Here is a 24,218-nt window from a genome sequence, read left to right as displayed (position 1 = left end):
TTAATCATCAAAGTCCGATCTATGTTTTGTTGAAATCCCTTTTGCGGCTTTTTTTACATGTTGTGGTCTAGCTTGTACATCCCTTGTATCAATCATTGTTAAAGGAAAACGAATCCAAGAATCTTTAACGGATTGTTGCCTTGTCGGATAAAACAAAGCATACGGCTTGCGTAAAGAAGTAAGTCTAAATAGATGAGTAAATAAAAAGATAAATCCAAGAGATATCCCGAAAAGTCCTCCTATTTCTGCAAATATGAGAAACGGGAAGCGTAGTAATCGAACAGCATTACCCATTTTATAAATAGGTGTAATAAAGGAAGCAAGTGCTGATAAGGCAACGATAATTAATAAAATGTTACTCGTTAAACCAGCTTGTACAGATGCTTGCCCGATTACGATACCACCTACAATACCGAGCGTTTGACCAACTTTCATCGGTAACCTCGCGCCAGCTTCTCTCAATAAGTCGATTGCAAGTTCTAAAAAGAGTGCTTCAATTAAAGGTGGGAACGGTACTTGTGCCCTTGATAAAATCAAAGTTTCAAGTAAATCACTTGGAATGAGCTCGTAGTGATAATTTAAAACTGCAACGTATAACGGTGTAGCACAGATTGAAAATAGAACGGCGATAAGGCGTAAAATTCTTGAAAATGTAGCGTATAGCCAAGAGACGTTATAGTCTTCTGGTGAAATGAAAAAATCGAAATATGATACGGGTGTTAGTAAAACACTTGGAGAACCATCAACAAAAATAGCGATTTTTCCATCAATTAAAGCTTTTGTAACTCTATCAGTGCGTTCTGTATTGATATAGAGAGGGAAAATCGATTTTTCCCCCATCAATTCTTGTATATAAGCACTATCATTAATTTGATCATATTCAAGAGCGCGTAATGATTCCTCTAGAAAATCTACATTATCTTTTTCAGCGAGGTTGTCTAAATACATCATGACAACTTTTGTTTTTGAAAACTCGCCGATGATCATCTCTTTTGTTTGTAAATCTAAAACAGGAAGACGTTTTCGTACTAAATTAATATTCGTATCAATAGCTTCTACAAAGCCTTCTTGTGGACCGATAACTGTTGATTCATTTAATGGAGGGCTTGGTGCCCGGTAAGTATCAATTGCAATATTTGCAAGCATACACTTTTGATCTTGCTGATTTACTTGAACAATCGCATGCCCCTTTAAAACCATGTCCTCAATTTTTTGTAAATCGTTCGTAATTGTAATGCCGCTCATTGGAATATGTTCTTTCAGTTCTTCTAATGAAGCGTTAGGTCGTTCCAAAAGAGTAGGCATTAAGTACTTTTGCAATTTCTCACCATCAAGTGAAGGGCGATAGTAAGAAATCCAGTAAGGCATCGTTTCATCGTCAGATGTATGGTAATTAACAAAATCACTAGACTTTTTCAGCTTCTCTATTAAATTTTGTAGAGAATGAATACGATCTGTTTCTGGTTTTGTAAAATCATAAATACTATTATTTCCAGAGCTTTGCTGCTTGTTTTGAGAAGTGTTGTCTTGTTTAGATTGTTGTTGCTTGTTTTGAGAAGAATTGTCTTGTTTAGATTGTTGTTGCTTGTTTTGAGAAGAATTGTCTTGTTTAGATTGTTGCTGTTTCTCTTGAGAAGAATCGTCTTGTTTAGATTGTTGCTGCTTGTCTTGGGGAGAGTCATCTTGTTTAGCACTTTGTTGTTTATCTTGAGACGAGTTATTTTGCTTAGAGCTTTGTTGTTTATCCTGAGACGAGTCATCTTGTTTAGCACTTTGCTGTTTATCCTGGGACGAGTTGTCCTGCCTAGAGCTTTGCAGTTTCTCCTGAGAAGAGTCGTCTTGTTCAGATTTTTTTTTCTCGCAATTTTTATCTTTATTATGTTTCATACTTCTAGTCTGTTCTTTGCTCTCATCATCTTGATTACTAGGCTGCAGCTTCGGGTTGTCTGCTTCTTTTGTTTCTGTTGCATTTGATTTTTTCTTCTTACGTAGCCAATTCCAAATCATATGTATGCCCTCTTTAATTGTGTAATATAGTGCTATTTTGTGGCTAATTTTGTATATTATTCATTTATTTATGAAAAGAAGAAGGAGATTGGTTTGTATAGAAAAAAACATGTAGTAAGCAGTTCATACTATAACGGGGAGAGGGAGAGTATGTGCAAATTGTAAAAAAAGAGAAGTTTGTTTTAAAAGAGTTTACGTTTGAAAATGGTAGGGAAATTCCTGTTCAAATGGGTTATGAGACGTATGGTACTTTAAATAGAGAAAGGTCAAATGTGATTTTGGTTTGTCATTATTTTAGTGCAACTAGTCATGCGGCAGGAAAATATACAGCGCATGATGAGGAGTCTGGTTGGTGGGATGGTTTAATTGGACCGGGAAAAGCAATTGATACAAATAAATACTTCGTTATATGCACCGATAATCTTTGTAATGTGCAAGTGAAGAACCCTTATGTGATTACAACGGGACCGAAATCGATTAATCCGAAAACTGGCGATGAATATGCGATGGATTTCCCGGTTTTTACATTTCTTGATGTAGCTCGTATGCAATATGAGTTAATAAAAGATATGGGAATTTCAAGGTTACATGCTGTAATAGGACCGTCGGCTGGTGGGATGATTGCGCAGCAATGGGCTGTTCGCTATCCTCATATGGTAGAGCGGATGATTGGTGTTATTACGAACCCGCAAAATCCAATTATTACGTCGGTAAATATAGCGCAAAATGCAATTGAGGCCATTCAACTGGATCCAAGTTGGAAGGGTGGAAAATACGGAGAAGAGCAGCCAACGAAGGGGCTCCATTTAGCAAATAGAATGATGTTTATGAACGCATTTGATGAGCATTTTTATGAAACGACATTTCCTCGTAATAGTATAGAGGTAGAATCTTATGAAACATTTTCTGCATTAACATCATTTGAGAAAGAGATAAACAAAATGACATATAGAAGTATAGAGTTAGTAGATGCAAATTCATGGATGTACACTGCGAAAGCAGTTTTATTACATGATATTGCGCATGGATTTTCATCTTTAGAAGAGGCCCTATCTAACATAGAAGCAAATGTACTTATGATTCCTTGTAAACAAGATTTGCTTCAGCCGTCACGTTATAATTATAAAATGGTAGACATTTTGCAAAAACAAGGGAAATATGCGGAAGTGTATGAAATAGAAAGTATAAATGGGCATATGGCAGGAGCATTTGATATTCATTTATTTGAAAAGAAAGTTTATGAATTTTTGAATCGGAAAGTATCTAGTTTTGTGTAGAAAATAAATGATGTGAAAAAGGTGCAATGTATGTAATAGGCACCTTTTTTTACATGATTTGTAGACGGAAAATATATGTGGCAATTGCTATACCGAAGAAAGCTATACTAAGTAATAGAAATAAGAATGATATTTCTTGTGGTGATTTTATCTTTTTATTATTTTTCATACTAAGTGCAATAATTGCAGCGATTAAGAAAATGATGCCCGTAATGAAAAGAAAAAGTGTCATTTTCATTGGCTCCTTTCATAAAACAAGTATATTGAGGATACAATGCACGAGTTATGTTTGTAAAGAATAAGTTTTGCGAGAAATTTGAGAAATAAATTTTGCATTCTTTGCGTTCTTTCTTTCGCATGCTAAAATTGATTAGAAATGGTTGTTTAAAGAAGAAACTAAAGGTTTTATCGTATATAAGGAGGAACGACATATGACAGAAGTGAAAACAATTACTACAGAAGAAGTGCAAGAGCGTTTAGAAAGTGGAGAAACGTTATTTTTAGTAGACGTAAGGGAAGATGAAGAAGTAGCAGCAGGGAAGATTCCAGAAGCTGTACATATTAAAATGGGTGATATCCCAAATAAAGTAGATTTCTTTGATAAAGAGAATGAATATATCTTTATTTGTCGCTCGGGAATGCGCAGTGAAAATGTATGCCATTATTTAAATGAGCAAGGATTTAAAACAATGAACATGGTTGGCGGTATGCTTCAATATGAAGGTGAAACGAAATAGTTAATAGTTAAAAACTTGAAACGAGTCTGTTTCAAGTTTTTTTCTTTTGCATACAGTATAAAAAAGGGGGATAGGTAAATGGGGATTAACATGCGTAAAGTAAAAATTATTAACAATACAGGAGCTGTTAATGTTGGCGACTGTTATAATATCGCACCTTTTGCTGTATCGAAGGCTTATGCGGGTGCTGGAGGATCGAGTGCGGCTGTTTTTTTAAATGGGAAACGGCAGCCAGAAGTGGTGATTCGAACATCAGTCTTTCTACCGCCATTAGCAACGAGTACACGTACGTTAGGTTCATAGAGGAAAGGTAGGGTGTGATTATGCCTGCTCATATAAAAGAGTTTGTTATTGTGAATAACACTGGGAATATATTTACTGGTGATAATCTGAGTGATACTTCATTTACTGCTACGAAATCGTATAGTGGTTCAATGGGGTGCACTTGGATTGATGTTGTTACAGTAATAGGGACAGAGACGAAGCTTTGTTTACAACCAGGAGATTCTGTGACGACAACCTATACACGAGGTACTCCTGCGGGTACTGTAACAGGAACAAATATGGGGCAAAGTGTAAATGTATCGGGTATAGCACAATCTGTCCCGAATACAGATAATATGGATTCAGTTGCTGGACTCCCTTAAGAAATTAGGGGAGTCTTTATTTGGAAGAAGAGATTATGCTACATAAAAACAGGAGTAATCGGTTTAAAAGTAGTATAGGTGACGTTGTTAGAAAATACAATTCAAGTAGAAGATGGATTTTCATATGACATATATTTTATAGTTGTACTTTTCCTTTAAAGGTGGTGAAAGTAGTGGAAGGAAATGGTGGTAAATCCAAAATAAAAAGTTCATTAAATGCCAATTTTAAGCTATCGTCAGATCTAGTTGGCCCTACTTTTCCTCCAGTTCCAACTGGAATGACAGGGATAACGGGAAGTACGGGAGCGACGGGAACAACTGGCCCGACGGGAAATACTGGTCCAACAGGAAGTACAGGAGCAACGGGAGGTACCGGTCCAACAGGAGATACGGGAACGACGGGAAGTACCGGTTCAACAGGAAACACGGGAGCAACAGGAAGTACCGGTCCAACAGGAAACACGGGAGCAACAGGAAGTACGGGATCGACGGGAAGTACCGGTCCGACAGGAGAAACGGGAGCGACAGGAAACACGGGTCCAACGGGAAATACCGGTCCGATAGGAGAAACGGGAGTGACGGGAAGCACCGGAGTAACAGGAAACACGGGTCCAACGGGGAGTACGGGAGTGACAGGAGAAACAGGTCCAACAGGAAACACGGGAGCAACAGGAAGTACCGGTCCAACAGGAAATACGGGAGCAACAGGAAGTACCGGTCCAACAGGAAACATGGGAGCAACAGGAAGTACCGGTCCAACAGGAAACACGGGAGCAACAGGAAGTACGGGTCCAACGGGAAGTACGGGATCGACGGGAAGTACCGGTCCGACAGGAGAAACGGGAGCGACAGGAAACACGGGTCCAACGGGAAGTACGGGTCCAACGGGAAATACCGGTCCGATAGGAGAAACGGGGGCGACGGGAAGCACCGGAGTAACAGGAAACACGGGTCCAACAGGAGAAACGGGAGCGACGGGAAGCATCGGAGTAACAGGAAACACGGGTCCAACAGGAGAAACGGGAGCGACGGGAAGTACCGGTCCGACAGGAGAAACGGGAGCGACAGGAGAAACGGGAGCGACAGGAAACACGGGTCCAACGGGAAGTACGGGTCCAACGGGAAATACCGGTCCGATAGGAGAAACGGGAGTGACGGGAAGCACCGGAGTAACAGGAAACACGGGTCCAACGGGAAGTGCCGGTCCAACGGGAAATACCGGTCCAACGGGAAATACCGGTCCGACAGGAGAAACGGGAGTGACGGGGAGTACGGGAGTGACAGGAGAAACAGGTCCAACGGGAAGCACGGGAGCAACAGGAAGTATGGGTCCAACGGGAAGTACAGGTCCAACAGGAGAAACGGGGGCGACGGGAAGTACGGGTCCAACGGGGAGTACGGGAGTGACAGGAGAAACCGGTCCAACAGGAAATACGGGAGCGACAGGAAGTACGGGAGCAACGGGAAGTACGGGTCCGACAGGAGAAACGGGAGCGACAGGAAACACGGGAGCGACGGGAAGTACCGGAGTAACAGGAGAAACCGGTCCAACAGGAAATACGGGAGCGACAGGAAGTACGGGTCCAACGGGAAGTACGGGTCCAACAGGAAGTACGGGAGCGACAGGAAGTACGGGAGCAACGGGAAGTACGGGAGCAACAGGAAATACGGGTCCAACGGGAAGTACGGGAGCAACAGGGAACACCGGAACGACGGGAAGTACGGGAGTGACAGGAGAAACCGGTCCAACAGGAAATACGGGAGCGACAGGAAGTACGGGTCCAACGGGAAGTACGGGAGTAACTGGTTCAACAGGATCAACGGGAAGTACCGGTCCGACAGGAGATACGGGATCGACAGGAAGCACCGGAGTAACAGGAAACACGGGTCCAACAGGAAGCACCGGAGTAACAGGAAACACGGGTCCAACGGGAAGCACGGGAGCAACGGGAAGTACGGGTCCAACGGGGAGTACGGGTCCGACAGGAGAAACGGGAGCAACAGGAAGTACGGGTCCAACAGGGAACACCGGAACGACGGGAAGTACCGGTCCAACAGGAAATACGGGAGCGACAGGAGAAACGGGATCAACGGGAAGTACGGGAGCAACGGGAAGCACGGGAGCAACAGGAAGTACCGGTCCAACGGGGAGTACGGGAGTGACAGGAGAAACAGGAGCAACGGGAAGTACCGGTCCGACAGGAGAAACGGGAGCGACAGGAGGCACCGGAGTAACAGGAAACACGGGAGCGACAGGAAGTACGGGAGCAACGGGAAGTACGGGTCCAACAGGAGAAACGGGAGCGACAGGAAACACTGGTCCAACAGGAAATACGGGATCGACAGGAAGTACGGGAGCAACGGGAAGCACGGGAGCAACAGGAAGTACGGGAGCAACGGGAAGCACGGGAGCAACAGGAAGTACGGGTCCAACGGGAAGTACGGGTCCAACAGGGAACACCGGAACGACGGGAAGTACGGGTCCAACAGGAAGCACGGGAGCAACAGGAAGTACGGGAGCAACGGGAAGCACGGGAGCAACAGGAAGTACGGGAGCAAAGGGAAGCACGGGTCCAACAGGGAACACCGGAACGACGGGAAGTACCGGTCCAACAGGAAATACGGGATCGACAGGAAGTACGGGAGCAACGGGAAGCACGGGAGCAACAGGAAGTACCGGTCCAACAGGAAGCACGGGAGCAACGGGAAGCACGGGAGTAACAGGAAGTACGGGATCGACCGGAGTCACTGGAGTAAGTATAACCGCAACGTATGCATTTGCGAATAATACGTCAGGAAGTAGTATAGGAGCTGGTGCAAATGTTAATTTACCGAATAACCAAAATATAGGTCCAGGAATAACAGTTGATGGTACAAATACTATATTTACAGTTGCGAATGCAGGGAATTATTATATAGCCTATACAATCAATTTAACAGCTGCTGTAGCTGTTGGTTCTCGTATAACTGTAAATGGAAGCCCGCTCGCTGGAACGATAAATTCTTCTTTAGTCGGTGTGAGTTCATTGAATGCGACAATTATTACTAGTTTACCTGCTGGAGCTGCTGTTAGCTTGCAATTATCCGGATTACTTGGGGTTACATTATCTACAACAACGCCAGGAGCTACTCTAACTATTATTAGATTAAGTTAATAAGCAGAGAACCTTGGAACTTTTATGTTTCAAGGTTTTTTTATCCCCATATTTGAGAGGTATACTTGCTAACAATAGGAGAATAGATATCCTCCTATTGTTTAAAGTTTCCCTTTATTCACGTGAGCAAAAACATCGCAGTTAGAAAATATATTATAATAGAATGAACAGAGAGAAATTTGGCAGAAAGGGAGGGTGGCGATGCAGGAGATGGTTACAGATTTTTTTGGACGCCCACTTCAAGATTTACGCATATCTGTCATTGATCGTTGCAATTTTAGATGTACATATTGTATGCCAGCGGAAGTATTTGGGCCAGATTATGCTTTTTTGAAAGATGAGTTTTTACTAACGTTTGATGAAATTGAGCGTTTGGCAAAATTATTTGTTAGCATCGGTGTACGAAAAATTAGAATTACTGGCGGCGAACCACTGCTTCGTAAAGATGTAACAAAACTGATTGCACGTCTCGTGAAAATTGACGGGTTAGTAGATATAGGGTTAACGACAAATGCGATTCATTTAACGAAACAAGCAAAAGCATTAAAAGAAGCTGGATTACATAGAGTAAATGTTAGTCTGGATGCAATAGATGACGATGTATTTAAGGGCATTAATGGCCGGAATATTAATACGAAACCTGTTATAAAGGGAATTATGGCTGCAAAAGAGGTCGGGCTTGATGTAAAGGTAAACATGGTTGTGAAAAAAGGGATGAACGACCATCAAGTACTTCCGATGGCTGCGTATTTTAAAGAGCAAGGAATCACGCTTAGGTTTATTGAGTTTATGGATGTTGGTAGTACAAATGGATGGAACTTTGATCAAGTCGTTACAAAGCGAGAGTTAATTGAGATGATTCATAGCGTGTATCCGCTTGAGCCAGCTGAAGCACATTATTTTGGTGAAGTTGCGAAGAGATATCGTTACGTTGGAACAAATGTCGAAGTTGGTTTTATTACTTCTGTTTCTGAGTCATTTTGTTCCTCTTGTACGAGAGCAAGAATTTCGGCAGATGGAAAGTTTTATACCTGTTTATTTGCGACAGAAGGATTGGATGTAAGGGAACTTCTTAGAGGAAATCTTTCGGATGATGAGTTGTTAAGTGTTATACAAGATGTATGGATGAATAGAAAAGATCGGTATTCGGATGAACGGACAGAAGAAAGTGCAAAAAATCGTCCGAAAATTGAAATGTCTTATATAGGAGGATAAGAAATGGGCTATCGTATGCAGGAGCGATATTCAAGACAAATATTATTTTCTGGTGTTGGAGAAGAAGGACAGAGAAAAATTAGGGAGAAGCATGTGCTCATTATCGGTGCTGGTGCTCTCGGTGCAGCGAATGCAGAAGCGATTGTTAGAGCAGGTGTTGGAAAAATAACAATTGTGGATCGTGATTATGTAGAATGGAGTAATTTACAAAGGCAACAATTATATACAGAAGAAGATGCAAAGCAGTATAAACCGAAGGCGGTAGCGGCAGCAGAGCATTTAAAAGCGATTAATTCTGAGGTGGAAATAAATCCGGTTGTGATTGATGTAACAGTGCAAGAAATGGAAGAGTTAGTGAAGGATGTAGATTTAATATTAGATGCAACAGATAATTTTGAAACGCGTCTCCTTATTAATGATATTTCACAAAAGTATAATATTCCGTGGATATATGGTGGTTGTGTCGGAAGCTACGGAGTAACGTATACAATTTTACCAGGAAAAACACCGTGTTTCCGTTGTTTAATGGAGCATCCGGCGAGCGGAGCAACATGTGATACTGCTGGTGTTATACAGCCGGCAGTACAATTAGTAGTTGCGCATCAAATAACGGAAGCGCTGAAAATATTAGTAGAAGACTATGGTGCGCTTCGCGAAACGATGTTATCGTTTGATCTTTGGAATAATCAACAGATGGCATTTAAAGTGAATAGGCAGAAAAAAGACACGTGTTTATCTTGCGGAAGATTACGTACATATCCGAGTTTAACATTTGAAGCACAAACGAAAACAGAAGTGTTATGTGGCCGAAATACAGTGCAAATCCGTCCCGGTGTGCGGAATGAATTTAATTTAGAAGAAATTAAAAAGCGCTTACAAAGAAGTGTGGATGTAAAAGCTACTCCGTATTTATTATCATTTCCGGTAGAGGAATTTCGTTTTGTTTTATTTACAGATGGCAGGGCGTTTATTCATGGGACGAATGATATAAATGCAGCAAAACGTTTATATGCAAGATATATAGGTTGAACCTAAAGAGAAACCCTTTAGGTTCAACAGGGAGAAGATTAAGACTTTCTCGTATAATCTCCACTTTTTCCACCTGTTTTTTCAAGTAAGTATGTTTCGCCAATAATCATACCTTTATCAACAGCTTTACACATATCGTACACAGTAAGAGCGGTAGCGGAAGCAGCTGTTAAAGCTTCCATTTCAACACCGGTGCCACCTTCTGTTTTAACTTTTACTTCAATAAGTAATCGATATTGTTCTTCGGATTGTTTCCAATCGAAAGAAACGTCAACACCTTTTAATAATAAAGGATGGCACATTGGGATAATATCAGAAGTGCGTTTCGCAGCCATAATACCTGCGATTTGTGCAACTGCTAATACGTCGCCTTTCCCGATTTCATGGTGAGAGATTTTATCGTAAATTTCTTTTGTAACGACAATGCTAGAGCACGCAATTGCTGTTCGAACGGTTGCTTTTTTTTCGCTTATATCAACCATCTTCGCGCGTCCTTGGTCATTAAAGTGTGTGAATGAAGACATGGAATTCCTCCTTGAAGTAATTTCTATTTAATATATAAAGTTTAATCGAGATAAAAAAAATTGCAAATATGAGGTGAGAAATGATGGTAGAAAAACGAATTCCGATTCAAGTTGCTGAGGCAGTAGAGAGGGTAATGGAATATGCGAAGAATGGTGAAGTAGAAGAAGTTTCTATTGCGGAAAGTTACGGGAGAATTCTTGGAGAGGATGTTGTCTCTGATCATGACGTTCCTCATTTTGATCGTTCTCCTTACGATGGTTTCGCAATTCGAGCAGAAGATACGAAAGAAGCAAATCAAGAGAATTCAGTTGAATTTGAAGTAATAGGAGAAATTGGAGCGGGCTCTGTTTTTTTAGATGAAGTAGGGCCTTTTAAAGCGGTTCGTATTATGACGGGAGCAGCTATTCCAGAGGATTGTAATGCAGTCGTAATGTTAGAGCTGACGGAAGGTTTTGAGAAGAACGGAAAAACATATATGAAGTTAAAGCGTCCTTTTAATAGTGGTGACAATGTTTCATTTAAAGGAGAAGATATAAAAGAAAATCAAGTTCTCGTTAAGAAAGGTGTTGCGATCAATCCAGGTGTTGCGGCCTTATTAGCGACGTTTGGATATAGTACTGTGAAAGTGGTAAAACAGCCTGTTGTTGGGATTGTGACGACAGGAAGTGAATTATTAGAAGTACACGAGTCGTTAGAGCCGGGGAAAATCAGAAATAGCAACTCTTATATGATTGCGGCTCAAATTATGAAAGCCGGGGGGAAAGTCCGTTATTATGGCCAACTTGCGGACGAGTTAGATGCATGTTTTACAGCTGTTCAATCAGCGATGAATGAGGTTGATATTTTAATTACGACAGGCGGTGTGTCGGTAGGAGATTATGACTACTTGCCGGCTATTTATGAAAGATTACAAGCAAATGTACTCTTTAATAAAATAGCAATGAGACCAGGAAGTGTAACGACAGTAGCTGAAGTTGATGGAAAGTTACTTTTCGGTTTATCAGGGAATCCGTCAGCTTGTTACGTAGGTTTTGAGCTATTTGTGCATCCGGTTATAAAAACATATTTGTATGCGAAGGAGCCTCATGTATATAGAGCAGATGCTATTTTACAAAAAGATTTTCCGAAGCCAAATCCGTTTACTCGTTTTGTAAGAGCAAAGGTGACAATCGTGGACGGGGCATTACAAGCGGTGCCGGTCGGTTTAGATAAATCGAGTGCGGTATCTTCACTCGCTGATGCGAATGCTTTTATTGTGTTGCCTGGAGGAACGAGAGGGTTTGAGGCAGGGATGAAAGTGTCTGTATTATTGTTAGAGCACGCCGAGGGATGTGATTGGCCATGGGCAAAGCCCCTTCAATCTTACAAATAGTAGGATATCAAAATAGCGGGAAAACAACATTTGTCGAGAAATTTGTGTGTACATTAGCTGAACGAAAAATGAAAGTTGCTACCATTAAACATCACGGGCACGGAGGTTTTCCAGAAGTAGCGCAAAAAGATAGTGAAAGGCACCGAAAGGCCGGTGCTGTTGTCAGTAGCGTAGAAGGCGCTGGATTACTTTCACTGTCGTCATTAAGAGAGGAATGGTCCTTGCAAGAAATTATTCGCTTATATGAGTTTTTTGAAGTGGATACAATTGTAATTGAGGGCTATAAAAATGAGAGCTATCCGAAAGTAGTGTTACTTCGTTCTGAAGAAGACGCTGAACTTTTACATAAAGTAGAAAATGTAATAGCGGTTATTACGTGGCATCATGCTTCCGCAAACTTACGAGAAGAATATAAAGTATTTCATATAACAGAAGACGAGTTGTATATAGACTGGTTTTTACAAACGGTAAGGGGTACGAAATGACAAATACGTATTATGAAGTAATTGATACAGAAATTTCAATTGAAGAGGTAGCGAAGAAGGTTATTCGCCGCGAATGTGGTGCTGTTACAACATTTATTGGAACGGTTAGAGAGTTTACGAAAGGGCGTCGTACACTATACTTAGAATATGTTGCTTATAAGACGATGGCAGAAAAGATGCTAGAGAAAATCGGATCAGAAGTGAAAGAGAAATGGCCAGGTACACACGTTGCGATTACACATCGCACCGGAACACTGCAAATTTCTGATATCGCGGTTGTGGTTGCTGTTTCAACACCGCATCGTAAAGCAGCCTATGAAGCGAACGAATATATTATGGAACGCATAAAACAAATTGTTCCGATTTGGAAAAAAGAGTTTTGGGAAGATGGAGATTCTTGGATTGGTGATCAATTAGAAAAAACGCCATATCCGGCGGGAGAGCCTGGGAAGGAGCTATAAGTATGATTCGAGTATTGTTATTTGCGCACTTGCAAGAAGAAGCAGGAACAAGTGAATTACAAATAGAGAAAGAAAATATTACGGTTGCAGAGTTAAAGGATGTTGTTGTTAAAGAGTATAATGTACCAGTGACAGCGCCAATTATGGTTGCGATTAATGAAGAATACGCAAATGAAGATGACAAAATCCAATCTGGTGATGTTGTTGCACTAATCCCACCGGTGAGCGGTGGTTAATATTGGATTCATTAAAACGACTTTCCTACATAGGGGAAGTCGTTTTTTTATGGAAGTTTTGCGAACACTAACGTATAGAACAAGGAGGGTATTATGAAAAAAATATGTATAGTTATTACAATGATATGTTCGGCCTTTTTCTCTTCTCCAAGCGATTCTTTCGCGAAAGAATCAAGGGAACAACTTTTAGAGAGTGCATTATCGAATAGGTACTATTCAGTTATTAGACAAGTGACAGAAGATCAATATGAATGTGCCTCCGTTATAAATATAAAGCGTCTCGGCAAGAAAGATGAGTTCGTTCCTAGATTTGAAATTACATTACAATTTCTTACGTTCCAAGGTGCACATAATCCGCCGAATGATAAAGTTACACTTACTTTGGAAGATCATTTAGATCACGTAAAGATAAAGAAGGTGGAGCGAGAAAAGAATGTTTCTGGTGCTATTGCAGAAAAGATTTGTGAACGGGAAAAAGAAAAAATAAAAGCGCACTCTAATGATTCAGAGTGATAACCTATGACATTTAGTGAAGAAAGGTAATGAGCGATGGACATACTGTTAGCGATTTTACCGGCTATATTTTGGGGAAGTATTGTGCTATTTAACGTGAAACTTGGCGGGGGACCGTATAGTCAAACGCTCGGTACAACGTTTGGTGCACTTATTTTCTCGATTGTTGTTTATATTTTTATGAAGCCAGTATTAACTCCTACTGTTATTGGAGTTGGAATTGTGTCAGGTTTATTTTGGGCGCTTGGTCAGGCGAATCAATTAAAAAGTATTGATTTAATGGGCGTTTCGAGAACGATGCCCATTTCAACAGGACTTCAATTAGTTGCGACGACTTTATTCGGAGTCATCGTATTTCATGAGTGGTCCACGACAATATCAGTTGTCCTTGGCGTATTGGCACTCGTTTGTATTATTATCGGTGTTATTTTAACATCACTTCAAAGTAAAGAAGAAAAGAGTGCAGAGCAAGCGGGGAATTTTAAAAGGGGTATTATCATTTTATTGATTTCAACAGTCGGTTATTTAGTTTACGTAGTAGTGATTAGACTATTTCATGTAGATGGTTGGTCAGCTTTATTACCACAAGCAGTTGGTATGGTGTTAGGAGGAATCTTGCTTACTTTTAAACATCATCCATTTAATAAATATGCAATTCGAAATATTATTCCAGGATTAATTTGGGCAGCTGGAAATATGTTTTTATTCATTTCGCAGCCGCGTGTTGGAGTGGCAACAAGTTTCTCGCTATCACAAATGGGAATTATTATTTCAACGCTTGGCGGGATTCTTATATTAGGTGAAAGGAAAACGAAACGTCAATTAACAGGAATTATTGTCGGTATCGTTTTTATTATTGCAGCCGGAATTATGTTAGGTGTTGCAAAAAGTTAAAGGAGGTATTGAAATGTATAGCGATTTAGAAGGGAAAGTTGTCGTTATTACAGGATCGGCCACTGGTCTTGGAAGAGCGATGGGAGTAAGGTTTGCTAAAGAGAAAGCAAAAGTGGTTATTAACTATCGCTCACGAGAATCAGAAGCGTATGATGTATTAGAAGAAATTAAAAAAGTAGGCGGAGAAGCGATTGCTGTAAAAGGTGATGTGACGGTTGAGTCTGATGTTGTGAACCTCATTCAATCTGCTGTGAAAGAATTTGGTACGCTCGACGTTATGATTAATAATGCAGGAATAGAGAATGCGGTACCATCGCATGAAATGCCGCTTGAAGATTGGAATAAAGTAATCAATACAAATTTAACAGGTGCTTTTTTAGGAAGCCGTGAAGCGATTAAATATTTTGTAGAACACGATATTAAAGGGTCTGTCATTAATATGTCGAGTGTTCATGAGAAAATTCCGTGGCCATTATTTGTGCACTATGCAGCAAGTAAAGGCGGTATTAAACTTATGACAGAGACGTTAGCGTTAGAATATGCACCGAAAGGTATTCGAGTAAATAATATTGGGCCAGGTGCAATAAATACGCCAATTAATGCCGAAAAGCTTGCTGATCCTAAAAAACGTGCGGACGTAGAAAGTATGATACCGATGGGCTATATTGGAAAATCGGAAGAAATTGCAGCAGTCGCAACGTGGCTTGCTTCAGCAGAGGCAAGTTACGTAACTGGAATTACGCTATTTGCAGATGGTGGAATGACTTTATATCCATCGTTCCAAGCTGGGCGTGGGTAATATAAAAGGACGAAGAGATAAAACTCTTCGTCCTTTTTTACAAAAAAATAGCGACCAGCTATTTTAAATTTAGTGATTAATTGTATCTTGAAGAAGTTCTGTTGCTTGATGCTCAGAAACATTTTGTACGAGTGCAACTTCGCTAATCATCATTTTTCGGGCATTATCTAGCATTTGTTTTTCGCTCGCATTTAATGCTCTTTCTTTATTACGGCGAAGTAAATCACGAACAACTTCTGCACTATCTTGCAGATTGCCGTTTTTCATTTTTTCCATATTCATTGTATATCTTTGTTTCCAGGAAAGTGATGTATCTGATTCCCCGTTTTGAAATTCAAGAAGTATATCATCTAACGTACCTTTATCTACGATATAACGAATACCTGATTTTTGTAATTGATCCATCGGAAGCATTACTTGCATATCTTTACTAATGATACGTATCACACAATATTGACGTGTTGTTCCTAATATTTCTTTCTCTTCAATGGCTTCGATGACCCCTGCGCCGTTCATTGGATAAACGATTTTATCACCAATTTGAAACAAATCATCCACCTCCATATGTGGTAACCACCTTTAATGATAGCACAAATATATAAAAATGTAAAATTTTATATAATACCATAATTTTAATATTATAGTCAATAAGTAAAAACTCTTTTTTATATATTTTTTTGCTCTTACTTATTGATGATTTTTTAGAAAAATAGTACAGGTGAGGACAGAAGGCATATCCACTTATTTTTAAGCATAAAATGTAAAATCGCTAATACAATATACCTAAATCCGTTCTTTGCAAAGGAGGGAGAGAAGGTGGGGCGCACAATAAAAATTGATATTACAAATAAAGTGGTAGCTAAATTTAGATCAGATTATTTGGAATTATATACGAGTAAATTTATGATAGGTAAGTTTTATGTCTATACTGAAGGTAAACAATATGTGTTAGAAGACGGGTATATATATGAAAACGGAAAATTTTATCGCATCATAGATACGCACCGTGGCAATAATCAAGCGGCGGAGGGCTGCGATCTAGGATGGTGTTAACATGATTCGTGTAAAAGTGTTTGATGAAAGTCATGAAAAAGACTTAGAAGACGCTGTAAATGTTTTTTTGAAAAAGATTGATGATAGTAACTTTGTAGATATTAAGTACCAAGTTGGTGTTTCCATTAACGATGACGAAAACCAAATTTATTGTTTTTCAGCAATGATCGTTTATAAAGCATAAAAAAGAGCTGGGTGAGCCAGCTCTTTTTTATGCTTTATGTTGGGACAACATGTGTCGGTAATACGTTCATAATAGATTGGGGTGTACCTAATTTCTTTGTCGTTAAAAGAGGCTCCCCTGTTTCATGGTTTTGGGCATCTGTACACATACCAAGGTGATAACGATCACCTAAAAATGGATCGATATAAAAACCGTTTTTGAATACTTTATCATTCGGATGTTTTTCATGGTGAATGTCAGAACAGTTAATGCAATAGAACATAGCTTTCATCCCCTTTTTATTTTTGTTTGAAAAAAGTGAGTCGGTAGTCATTTCGGTCCTAAGGAAATGTTGAGGAGAAGAGAAATAACTACCTACTCAAATGGTGGGCATATTCCTTCTGATATTTCATATCCCGCGTAGTGTCCCTTGAGGGAAGGAGGAGAGACGAAATACGCATGATATAAATAAGGCACTTCTTTCAAGATGAATGATGGAGTTTCATGTTGAGAGAAGTTTTTATTTTTTGTTGCCTTTGTGAGTATATTATGAGGGAATGCTACGAGGGTGTTTGTCCTGTTGAAAAAATGTTGAGAATTTCTCAACAGTGAAAAAGAATCAGCATTGACATGAAACTAAAAGGTGTTATATCATCTAAATACAACCAAAAGGTGTTATATTTGAGTGCCGAATAAAGGAGAATGAAAATGGAACAACAAAATACATTAGATGATATTAAACAAACGATCGTTTTTAACGCGTCTATTCAAAAAGTATGGAATGTAGTATCAACTGCAGAAGGGATTTCGTCATGGTTTATGCCAAATGATTTTGTATTAGAGGTAGGACATGAATTTCATGTACAGTCACCATTTGGTCCATCACCATGTAAAGTGTTAGAAATTGATGAACCAAACCATCTATCTTTTTCATGGGATACAGATGGCTGGATTGTTTCATTTAATCTGAAAGACCTAGGAGATAATAAAACAGAATTTACGTTAATTCACGGCGGCTGGAAACATCCTGATGAAATTCTTCCGAAAGCGAATGCGAAGAGCTCTATTATTCGCGATAGAATGAGCGGTGGATGGGTAGCGATTGTAAATGAAAAACTGAAAAAGGTTGTCGAAGGCTAAGTGTCCTCATCAGCAGCGAAATATGATGTATTTCAAGCAATTGCTGATCCAACCCGCCGAGAAGTAATACGGTTATTAAGTGACAAAGAGTTACCGATTTCCAAAATAACGGATCATTTTCCGATGAGTCGTACTGCGGTTGTAAAGCATCTTCATATTCTTTCGGAAGCGAATTTAGTAAGCGGAAGAAAAAGCGGAAGAGAGAAGATATATCGTTTGCATCCAGAACCATTAGAGGAATTACAACAGTGGCTCTCGTATTATGAACGTTTTTGGGATAATAAATTGTCCATGCTGAAACATATTGTGGAGAATGAGGAGTAAAAAGAGGATGACCGAAATGGTCATCCTCTTTACTATTGCTCACTTGTTTGTGTAGCTGGCTTTAATAAAATCCAAGCGATAATTAATGTAAATACTGCTAATACGAAAGTACTCATATAAATGACGTGTACACTTGCTGCTAATGCGGATTGCGATTCGGTTGCTACATTTGTTGTAGTTCCGCCGTGTCCGCTAGATACAAGGTCAAGGTTTTTAATGCCGCGTGCGTGAATCATCGTATTGAAAATTGTACCGAATATTGCAGCACCTAACGTTTGACTAAATGTATTAATAAATGTGTTTAAACCTACGGCTGTTCCGCGTGTATGTGCTGGTACGGCTGCTTGAATTGTTACCATGTAAATCGGTGTCACAAGCCCCATTCCTAAACCGAATAATCCGACTGCTACATAAATAAGGAACGATGGTGAATGTGTTGATAATGTAAATAATAAGAACGTAGCGACTGATAAAATGCTAGCTCCAAGTAAAATAATTTGTTTCGTTTTTAATTTTCCTACTAAGTTACCAGAGAAAATAGCGCCAAATGTCCACATAACAGGAATTGGCATTAAAATAAGTCCGGCTTCTGTCGCATTTTTTCCTAATACACCTTGGCTCCAAATTGGAAGGTACATTGTAATACTAATGATCATTGCGCCAGCAATAAGCGTTAATATGTTTATTGTAGATAATGTACGATTAGAGAAAAGCGCTAGCGGAATTAATGGTTCCGGAGATTTTTTCTCGATGAATAAGAAGATAATGAATGAAATAACAGCGAAGATTAAGAGACCGATAATTGTTATATCTCCCCAGTTTTGCTTACTGCTACCTGTTAATAATGCATATAGTAGAGCGATTGTACTTAGTGAGAATACTGTTGCACCAAGATAGTCGATATGGTGCTTAGCAGGCTTAATAGATTCTTTGTAGTAAATGGCAATCATTAAGCAAGCGATAATTCCAAATGGAACGTTTAAGAAGAAAATATAACGCCAAGATAGGGAATCAACTAAAAATCCACCTACTAACGGCCCGATAACACCAGATACACCCCAAACGGCACTCATCCAGCCTTGTGCTTTCGCGCGGTCTTTCGCTTCGCTATATAGGTCTCCAATAATCGTCATTGTGATCGGCATAACAGCACCAGCGCCTATACCTTGAAGAGCACGGAAGAAGATTAATTGTTCCATTGATGTAACGACTCCGCAAAGTGCAGAACCGATTAAGAAGATTGCTGCTCCAATGAGCAAAACTTTTTTACGGCCGAATAAATCAGCCAATTTTCCGTATATTGGAGTCGAAACAGCTGTTGCAAGCATATAAATTGCATATACCCAACTAACAAGTTCGACACCTGACAAATCACTCGTTATACGAGGGATCGCTGTACTAACAATCGTTCCTTCTACCGCAGAAAGAAACGTCATTAGCATTAAAGACATCATGACTTTTTTTCTCATTTGTTTTCCCCTTACCCTTTTTCAATTATTCAACAATATAAAATATAAAGGTACTAAGGTATATAAAGCAACAAAAAAGCATGAGGGGATTTGGTGTTCTTCGTTGGTAAGGCGATATATCCTATAGAATCGCTGATATATTTGGGGAATCGTCGATATAATTTCATGTACCTATAAAAAAAGAAACAGGAAGTCCTGTTTCTTCTTTAATACTGCATTTTTGCATTTTCTCCAGCTGTTGTTCCGGCAATTCTACCAGTAACAAGGGCAGATGTAATGTTATAGCCGCCAGTATAACCGTGAATATCAAGAACTTCTCCGCAGAAATATACGCCGTTCGTGAATTTAGAAGACATTTCTTTCGGATTAATTTCTTTAACAGATACACCGCCGCCAGTAACGAATGCTTTTTCAATTGACTGCGTACCATTTACATTCACAGTAAATTCTTTAAAGTCTTTCACAAGTGCACGAATCTTCTCATGAGAAACTTGGCCAGCTTGTTCACTACCGTCAATTTCATTTTTTTCTAATAAGAATAGGAAGTAACGCTCAGGAACATAACCTTTTAACACGTTTTTAATTCCTTTTTTCGGATCTTCCTTCATTTGTTTTAGCATACGCTGGAATAGTTGTTCACTATTTTCTTCTGGCAATGCATCGATGCTCATTTGCACTGTATTCGTTTTGAACTTTTTCAATGCTTTCACAACGAATTGACTACAGCGAAGGGCAGCAGGACCAGATAAGCCGAAATGAGTGAAGAGCATGTCCATTTTGTGAGAAATGATAGCTTTTCCTTTCGGGTTTAATACACTTAAGTTTACGTCTCGTAAAGCAAGACCTTGTAAGGAGCGGTCACGAATAAATGGTTCGTTTGAAAGGATTGGTACTTCTGTTGGGAATAACTCAGTAATTGTATGACCAGCTTTTTCAGCCCAAGCATATCCGTCTCCAGTAGAACCAGTTTGAGGAACAGATTTTCCGCCAACAGCTATAACGACGTGATTTGTTTCTAATACTTCGCCTGTTTGTAGTACAACTGCTTTCGTTTGACCGTTCTCATATTCAATCGTTTCAACAGGTGTATTCGTACGAATTTTTACACCTAAGTCTTTTAATCGTGTTAAAAGTGCGTCTACTACCGATTGTGCTTTATTTGATACAGGGAACATACGGCCATGGTCTTCTTCTTTCAGTTTTACACCGAGATTTTCGAAGAATGTAATAATATCTTCATTATTGAAAATAGAAAAAGCGCTGTATAAAAAGCGGCCATTTCCTGGTATATGTTTAACGATCTCATCAAGTGGTAGACGGTTCGTTACGTTACAGCGACCGCCACCAGAAATCGCAAGTTTACGCCCTAGTTTGTTTCCTTTATCAAGAAGTAAGACATTTGCGCCTTCTTCTGCAGCACCGATTGCAGCCATTAGCCCAGAAGGCCCGCCGCCGATGACAATAACATCATAATGCATAATATATCGACCTCATTTTCTACATTTCCTGCCTAAAAGAATAGCATGTTTTCCCTTAAAAGAAAAATAGAGTGAAGTACTGCTTAAAGGGAGAATTGTGGTACAATACAAAAGTTAGAGTTCAGCACTATCCTGCTATTTGTGGGCAATAAAACTAAAACCTTAAGATGTAAGAGAAATAAAAAGGGAGTTTGGCAGTCCGTAAATACTCGAATAGTTCAACTAATAAGGAGTAGGGAATGAACACCCTCCCCGCTAATTATAGTTTCACTTTACCCCGCATTAACGGACAGTAAGACTCTCACCTTAAAGTTCAGCGGGAGATTAACTGCCCGTAAATGCCCGATTGGTTCAACTAATAATCAGGGGGAAGAACACCCCACTGATTAAAGTTTCACTTTATGTAGATGTAGGAGGATTTTTGTATGTCCGATTCGAAATTTCTGCGCGGAACGCTTATTGTTACGTTAGGGACATTTTTAGTAAAGTTCTTAGGCATGATTTACGTCTTTCCGTTTCATGCATTAGTAGGTACAGAAGGCGGAACGCTCTATACATATGGATATATTCCATATACGATCTTTTTAAGTATTGCAACGGCAGGGGTGCCGCTTGCTGTTTCGAAATTTGTTTCCAAATATAATGCGCTTGGTGATTATAAAACGAGCCGGAGAATGTTCCGCTCGGGAATGGTTATGATGATAGTAACAGGAGTTCTTTCGTTCCTAGTACTGTACATGACGGCGCCATTGTTTGCAGAAGCAATGCTTGGTAAACAAAGTGTACACAGTAATATAGGAGAAGTTACGACGATTATTCGTCTTGTAAGTTTTGCGCTTATTGTTGTACCGGCAGCGAGTTTAATTCGTGGTTATTTCCAAGGTCACCAATCGATGGGACCGACTACTGTTTCGCAAATTATTGAACAAATTATTCGTATCGTCTTTTTATTAGCGGGTAGTTTTATCGTTATTAAAGTACTTGGCGGTACAGTTGCGACAGCAGTTGGGGTAGCGACATTTGCTGCGTTCGTTTCAGCAGTTGGAGCGCTCGGTGTATTAATTTGGTACTGGTTAAAACGTAAAAAACATTTGGATCAATATTTAATTGAACAAACCGCACCAGAATCGACAGTGAGTACCGTTCAATTATTTAAAGAATTATTTGCATATGCGATTCCTTACGTTGTAATTGGGTTAACAATTCCTTTATATCAACAAATTGATACATTGACATTTAACTCAATTATGCAAGCGATTGGTCAAGGAGATATTGCAGAGCGAGCTCTCGGTATTTTCACAATGTGGACACATAAATTAATTATGATTCCTGTATCACTTGCGACAGCGTTTAGTTTAACGCTTGTACCAGCGATTACAAAGTCATTTACTGAAAAACAATACCGTTATTTAAAGTTACAAATTACACAAACATTCCAGGCAAATATGTTCTTAACATTGCCAGCAGTTGTCGGTATTTCATCACTTGCATATCCAATTTATACTGCGTTTTACGACTCAGATCCATTAGGTGGACAAGTATTAATGTGGTATGCACCGGTTGCGTTGTTATTTGCTTTATTTACAGTAACAGCGGCAATTCTGCAAGGCATTAACCAACAAAAGCATGCGATTATCGCGCTTATCATGGGTGTTATTTTGAAATTTGTATGTAACGTAATCTTTATTCGTTATTTCGGTACAGTAGGGGCAATTCTAGCAACAGCAGTTGGTTTCTTAGCTTCTGTTTGGTACACAAATCAACAAATTAAAAAATACGCAAACTATTCATTCGGTGTTGTGTATAAGAGAACATTCCAAATTGCCGTACTAACACTTGTAATGGTTGTTACTGTAAAATTATCGCAATGGATTCTATCCTTCATGATTTCGCCAGATGACCGAATTGGTGCTCTTATTACAGTTGTGATTTGTGCAGGTATTGGTGGTCTTGTTTATGGATTGTTAGCGGTTCGCACAGGAGTACTTGAAAGAGTATTTGGCGGAGAAGCGCTAGAGAAAATCCAACGTAAACTTGGTAATAGATTCAAAATAAAGTTGAAATCAAAAGGGGCGTAATTACGTCCCCTTTTCTATGATAAACAAAGAAGGTGAAAAACGTGAGATTAGATAAATTATTAGCAAATATGGGATATGGAAGTAGAAAAGAAGTAAAGAAATTATTGAAAGACGGCGTTGTGAAAATTGATGGAACGCCAGTGAAAGATGCAAAGGTTCATGTAAATGTAGAAGAACAAGAAGTTATGATTCACGGAGAAGTTGTGGAATATAAAGAGTTTGTTTACTTAATGATGCATAAACCACAAGGCGTTATTTCAGCGACAGAAGATGATAACCATGAAACGGTAATAGATTTATTAGAGTTAGAAGATGCAATCTTTGATCCGTTCCCAGTTGGACGACTTGATATTGATACGGAAGGTTTCTTATTGATAACAAATGACGGGAAGTTATCACATCAATTGTTATCTCCAAAAAAGCATGTGCCGAAAAAATATTATGCACACGTTGCAGGAGTAGTAACAGAAGAGGATGTAAAAGAGTTTGCTAAAGGTGTTATTTTAGATGATGGCTATGAAACAAAGCCAGGTGCACTTACAGTATTAAAAAGCGATGAAATCTCTGAAATCGAGCTTGTTATTACAGAAGGAAAGTTCCATCAAGTAAAGCGTATGTTTGAAGCGGTAGGGAAAAAAGTAGTCTACCTAAAGAGAACAGAAATGGGACCGTTAGTATTAGATGAAGAGCTAGAACTTGGACAATACCGAGAGCTAACAGATGAAGAAGTAGAGATGTTAAAAACATATCAAGTAGATACTGAGAAATAGTGCTATTTTTAGGCGCAGAAAAGACCCCTTTCTAATGAGTTAGAAAGGGGTATGTATTTATTTACATACAATTATTTTTCGTTATGAGGTCATTCTCACTTTCTTTCCTGTTGTTGTCCACTTACCGCGGCAAGGGCTATACACGAGTTCATTAAACTGCAACACATTTAGATCACGTTGTATCGTTCGCGGTGTGATCCCGAACTCATCTACAAGGTCTTTCGTCGTTACCGTTCCGTTTTCATTGATGTACATATAAATTGATTTAATGCGTGTTAGCATACGAGTAGTTGTAGGTTTCAAGAGAAAACCACTCCTCTACTAGTTTTTTTGACCCCATTCAGGAAAGAAGGTCGTTACTACCATTGTACTCTACATGATAAAATTCATG

General features: G+C 39.4%; 28 protein-coding genes. 20 read left to right on the top strand and 8 right to left on the bottom strand.

Features of this window, described 5'->3' with window-relative positions:
- A complete protein-coding gene (locus CO726_RS15730; RefSeq protein WP_099684887.1) occupies nucleotides 1-2,007 on the bottom strand; it encodes a spore germination protein in 2,007 nt (668 codons plus the stop codon).
- A gap of 152 nt (nucleotides 2,008-2,159) precedes the next feature.
- Between CO726_RS15730 and CO726_RS15725 the strand changes: the two genes are divergently transcribed.
- The gene (locus CO726_RS15725) at nucleotides 2,160-3,284 is read left to right on the top strand and encodes a homoserine O-acetyltransferase family protein (protein ID WP_099684886.1); all 1,125 of its coding nucleotides are present in this window, start codon (nucleotides 2,160-2,162) and stop codon (nucleotides 3,282-3,284) included.
- Between the two features lie 49 nt (nucleotides 3,285-3,333).
- Here CO726_RS15725 and CO726_RS15720 read toward each other — a convergent pair whose 3' ends face one another.
- Nucleotides 3,334-3,516, bottom strand: coding sequence for a hypothetical protein (locus CO726_RS15720; protein ID WP_016085879.1), 183 nt, complete (start codon nucleotides 3,514-3,516; stop codon nucleotides 3,334-3,336).
- Nucleotides 3,517-3,715: 199 nt separating this feature from the next.
- On the opposite strand from CO726_RS15720, the gene CO726_RS15715 reads away from it, so the two are divergent.
- The 6 genes from CO726_RS15715 to CO726_RS15690 all read left to right on the top strand — a co-directional run bounded on the left by CO726_RS15715 (nucleotide 3,716) and on the right by CO726_RS15690 (nucleotide 10,067).
- Nucleotides 3,716-4,021: a rhodanese-like domain-containing protein gene (locus CO726_RS15715; RefSeq protein ID WP_099684885.1), complete on the top strand. Its 306-nt coding sequence runs from the start codon at nucleotides 3,716-3,718 to the stop codon at nucleotides 4,019-4,021.
- 78 nt (nucleotides 4,022-4,099) lie between these two features.
- The gene (locus CO726_RS15710) at nucleotides 4,100-4,324 is read left to right on the top strand and encodes a spore germination protein (protein ID WP_088098062.1); all 225 of its coding nucleotides are present in this window, start codon (nucleotides 4,100-4,102) and stop codon (nucleotides 4,322-4,324) included.
- A 20-nt stretch (nucleotides 4,325-4,344) separates the two neighbouring features.
- Nucleotides 4,345-4,668 (top strand): hypothetical protein, encoded by a 324-nt coding sequence (locus CO726_RS15705; protein ID WP_099684884.1) that lies wholly within the window; start codon nucleotides 4,345-4,347, stop codon nucleotides 4,666-4,668.
- A gap of 173 nt (nucleotides 4,669-4,841) precedes the next feature.
- On the top strand, nucleotides 4,842-7,823 hold the full coding sequence (locus CO726_RS15700; protein WP_136699665.1) for a beta strand repeat-containing protein: 2,982 nt from the start codon (nucleotides 4,842-4,844) through the stop codon (nucleotides 7,821-7,823).
- Nucleotides 7,824-8,024: 201 nt separating this feature from the next.
- Nucleotides 8,025-9,038: a GTP 3',8-cyclase MoaA gene (gene moaA, locus CO726_RS15695; RefSeq protein ID WP_099684882.1), complete on the top strand. Its 1,014-nt coding sequence runs from the start codon at nucleotides 8,025-8,027 to the stop codon at nucleotides 9,036-9,038.
- 15 nt (nucleotides 9,039-9,053) lie between these two features.
- Nucleotides 9,054-10,067 (top strand): molybdopterin-synthase adenylyltransferase MoeB, encoded by a 1,014-nt coding sequence (locus CO726_RS15690; RefSeq protein WP_099684974.1) that lies wholly within the window; start codon nucleotides 9,054-9,056, stop codon nucleotides 10,065-10,067.
- A 38-nt stretch (nucleotides 10,068-10,105) separates the two neighbouring features.
- Here CO726_RS15690 and moaC read toward each other — a convergent pair whose 3' ends face one another.
- Entirely contained in the window at nucleotides 10,106-10,591 is a 486-nt protein-coding gene (moaC, locus tag CO726_RS15685; protein ID WP_099684881.1) for a cyclic pyranopterin monophosphate synthase MoaC, read from the bottom strand.
- A gap of 83 nt (nucleotides 10,592-10,674) precedes the next feature.
- On the opposite strand from moaC, the gene moeA reads away from it, so the two are divergent.
- From moeA to CO726_RS15650, 7 genes are all read left to right on the top strand, one after another.
- Nucleotides 10,675-11,964, top strand: a complete 1,290-nt coding sequence (gene moeA / locus CO726_RS15680; RefSeq protein WP_099684880.1) for a molybdopterin molybdotransferase MoeA — start codon at nucleotides 10,675-10,677, stop codon at nucleotides 11,962-11,964.
- The gene (gene mobB, locus CO726_RS15675) at nucleotides 11,928-12,449 is read left to right on the top strand and encodes a molybdopterin-guanine dinucleotide biosynthesis protein B (protein ID WP_136699663.1); all 522 of its coding nucleotides are present in this window, start codon (nucleotides 11,928-11,930) and stop codon (nucleotides 12,447-12,449) included. The genes moeA and mobB overlap by 37 nt, the downstream gene beginning before the upstream one ends.
- Entirely contained in the window at nucleotides 12,446-12,910 is a 465-nt protein-coding gene (gene moaE / locus CO726_RS15670) for a molybdopterin synthase catalytic subunit MoaE (protein WP_099684878.1), read from the top strand. Before mobB ends, moaE begins: the two co-directional genes overlap by 4 nt.
- A 2-nt stretch (nucleotides 12,911-12,912) precedes the next feature.
- Nucleotides 12,913-13,146, top strand: coding sequence for a molybdopterin converting factor subunit 1 (gene moaD, locus CO726_RS15665; RefSeq protein WP_098760225.1), 234 nt, complete (start codon nucleotides 12,913-12,915; stop codon nucleotides 13,144-13,146).
- 93 nt (nucleotides 13,147-13,239) lie between these two features.
- Nucleotides 13,240-13,659, top strand: a complete 420-nt coding sequence (locus CO726_RS15660; RefSeq protein WP_099684877.1) for a DUF3888 domain-containing protein — start codon at nucleotides 13,240-13,242, stop codon at nucleotides 13,657-13,659.
- Between the two features lie 36 nt (nucleotides 13,660-13,695).
- Nucleotides 13,696-14,553, top strand: a complete 858-nt coding sequence (gene glcU, locus CO726_RS15655; protein WP_099684876.1) for a glucose uptake protein GlcU — start codon at nucleotides 13,696-13,698, stop codon at nucleotides 14,551-14,553.
- 13 nt (nucleotides 14,554-14,566) lie between these two features.
- Nucleotides 14,567-15,352, top strand: coding sequence for a glucose 1-dehydrogenase (locus CO726_RS15650; protein WP_099684875.1), 786 nt, complete (start codon nucleotides 14,567-14,569; stop codon nucleotides 15,350-15,352).
- Between the two features lie 69 nt (nucleotides 15,353-15,421).
- Here CO726_RS15650 and CO726_RS15645 read toward each other — a convergent pair whose 3' ends face one another.
- Nucleotides 15,422-15,916 carry a CarD family transcriptional regulator gene (locus CO726_RS15645; RefSeq protein ID WP_099684874.1) on the bottom strand — a complete coding sequence of 165 codons (495 nt, stop codon included), beginning with the start codon at nucleotides 15,914-15,916 and terminating at the stop codon, nucleotides 15,422-15,424.
- Between the two features lie 252 nt (nucleotides 15,917-16,168).
- On the opposite strand from CO726_RS15645, the gene CO726_RS15640 reads away from it, so the two are divergent.
- Together CO726_RS15640 and CO726_RS15635 are read left to right on the top strand one after the other, a co-directional pair.
- Nucleotides 16,169-16,405, top strand: a complete 237-nt coding sequence (locus CO726_RS15640; protein ID WP_098760220.1) for a DUF2553 family protein — start codon at nucleotides 16,169-16,171, stop codon at nucleotides 16,403-16,405.
- A gap of 1 nt (nucleotide 16,406) precedes the next feature.
- On the top strand, nucleotides 16,407-16,589 hold the full coding sequence (locus CO726_RS15635) for a sporulation protein Cse60 (RefSeq protein ID WP_000621751.1): 183 nt from the start codon (nucleotides 16,407-16,409) through the stop codon (nucleotides 16,587-16,589).
- A gap of 34 nt (nucleotides 16,590-16,623) precedes the next feature.
- Here the strand turns inward: CO726_RS15635 and CO726_RS15630 are convergent, their stop codons facing one another.
- Nucleotides 16,624-16,851: a DUF3973 domain-containing protein gene (locus CO726_RS15630; RefSeq protein ID WP_033659785.1), complete on the bottom strand. Its 228-nt coding sequence runs from the start codon at nucleotides 16,849-16,851 to the stop codon at nucleotides 16,624-16,626.
- Between the two features lie 425 nt (nucleotides 16,852-17,276).
- Here CO726_RS15630 and CO726_RS15620 point away from each other — a divergent pair, with 425 nt between their 5' ends.
- Both CO726_RS15620 and CO726_RS15615 read left to right on the top strand, forming a co-directional pair.
- A complete protein-coding gene (locus tag CO726_RS15620; RefSeq protein WP_098760219.1) occupies nucleotides 17,277-17,708 on the top strand; it encodes an SRPBCC family protein in 432 nt (143 codons plus the stop codon).
- Nucleotides 17,709-18,032 (top strand): ArsR/SmtB family transcription factor, encoded by a 324-nt coding sequence (locus CO726_RS15615; protein WP_000098837.1) that lies wholly within the window; start codon nucleotides 17,709-17,711, stop codon nucleotides 18,030-18,032.
- 32 nt (nucleotides 18,033-18,064) lie between these two features.
- Here the strand turns inward: CO726_RS15615 and CO726_RS15610 are convergent, their stop codons facing one another.
- Complete coding sequence (locus tag CO726_RS15610; RefSeq protein WP_098760217.1) at nucleotides 18,065-19,501, bottom strand: MDR family MFS transporter; 1,437 nt, start codon at nucleotides 19,499-19,501, stop codon at nucleotides 18,065-18,067.
- A gap of 206 nt (nucleotides 19,502-19,707) precedes the next feature.
- Complete coding sequence (locus CO726_RS15600) at nucleotides 19,708-20,979, bottom strand: BaiN/RdsA family NAD(P)/FAD-dependent oxidoreductase (protein ID WP_098760216.1); 1,272 nt, start codon at nucleotides 20,977-20,979, stop codon at nucleotides 19,708-19,710.
- Between the two features lie 425 nt (nucleotides 20,980-21,404).
- Here CO726_RS15600 and CO726_RS15595 point away from each other — a divergent pair, with 425 nt between their 5' ends.
- Together CO726_RS15595 and CO726_RS15590 are read left to right on the top strand one after the other, a co-directional pair.
- Nucleotides 21,405-23,057, top strand: coding sequence for a putative polysaccharide biosynthesis protein (locus tag CO726_RS15595; RefSeq protein WP_099684873.1), 1,653 nt, complete (start codon nucleotides 21,405-21,407; stop codon nucleotides 23,055-23,057).
- Nucleotides 23,058-23,098: 41 nt separating this feature from the next.
- On the top strand, nucleotides 23,099-23,827 hold the full coding sequence (locus CO726_RS15590) for a pseudouridine synthase (protein ID WP_099684872.1): 729 nt from the start codon (nucleotides 23,099-23,101) through the stop codon (nucleotides 23,825-23,827).
- 81 nt (nucleotides 23,828-23,908) lie between these two features.
- Here CO726_RS15590 and CO726_RS15585 read toward each other — a convergent pair whose 3' ends face one another.
- Entirely contained in the window at nucleotides 23,909-24,130 is a 222-nt protein-coding gene (locus CO726_RS15585; RefSeq protein ID WP_000805512.1) for a DeoR family transcriptional regulator, read from the bottom strand.
- Between the last annotated feature and the right edge of the window lie 88 nt (nucleotides 24,131-24,218).

The sequence above is a fragment of the Bacillus fungorum genome (genome assembly GCF_002746455.1).
Lineage (GTDB): Bacteria > Bacillota > Bacilli > Bacillales > Bacillaceae_G > Bacillus_A > Bacillus_A fungorum.
Note: the sequence above shows the minus strand (reverse complement) of the source record. Positions and strands in the feature narration are given on the sequence as shown.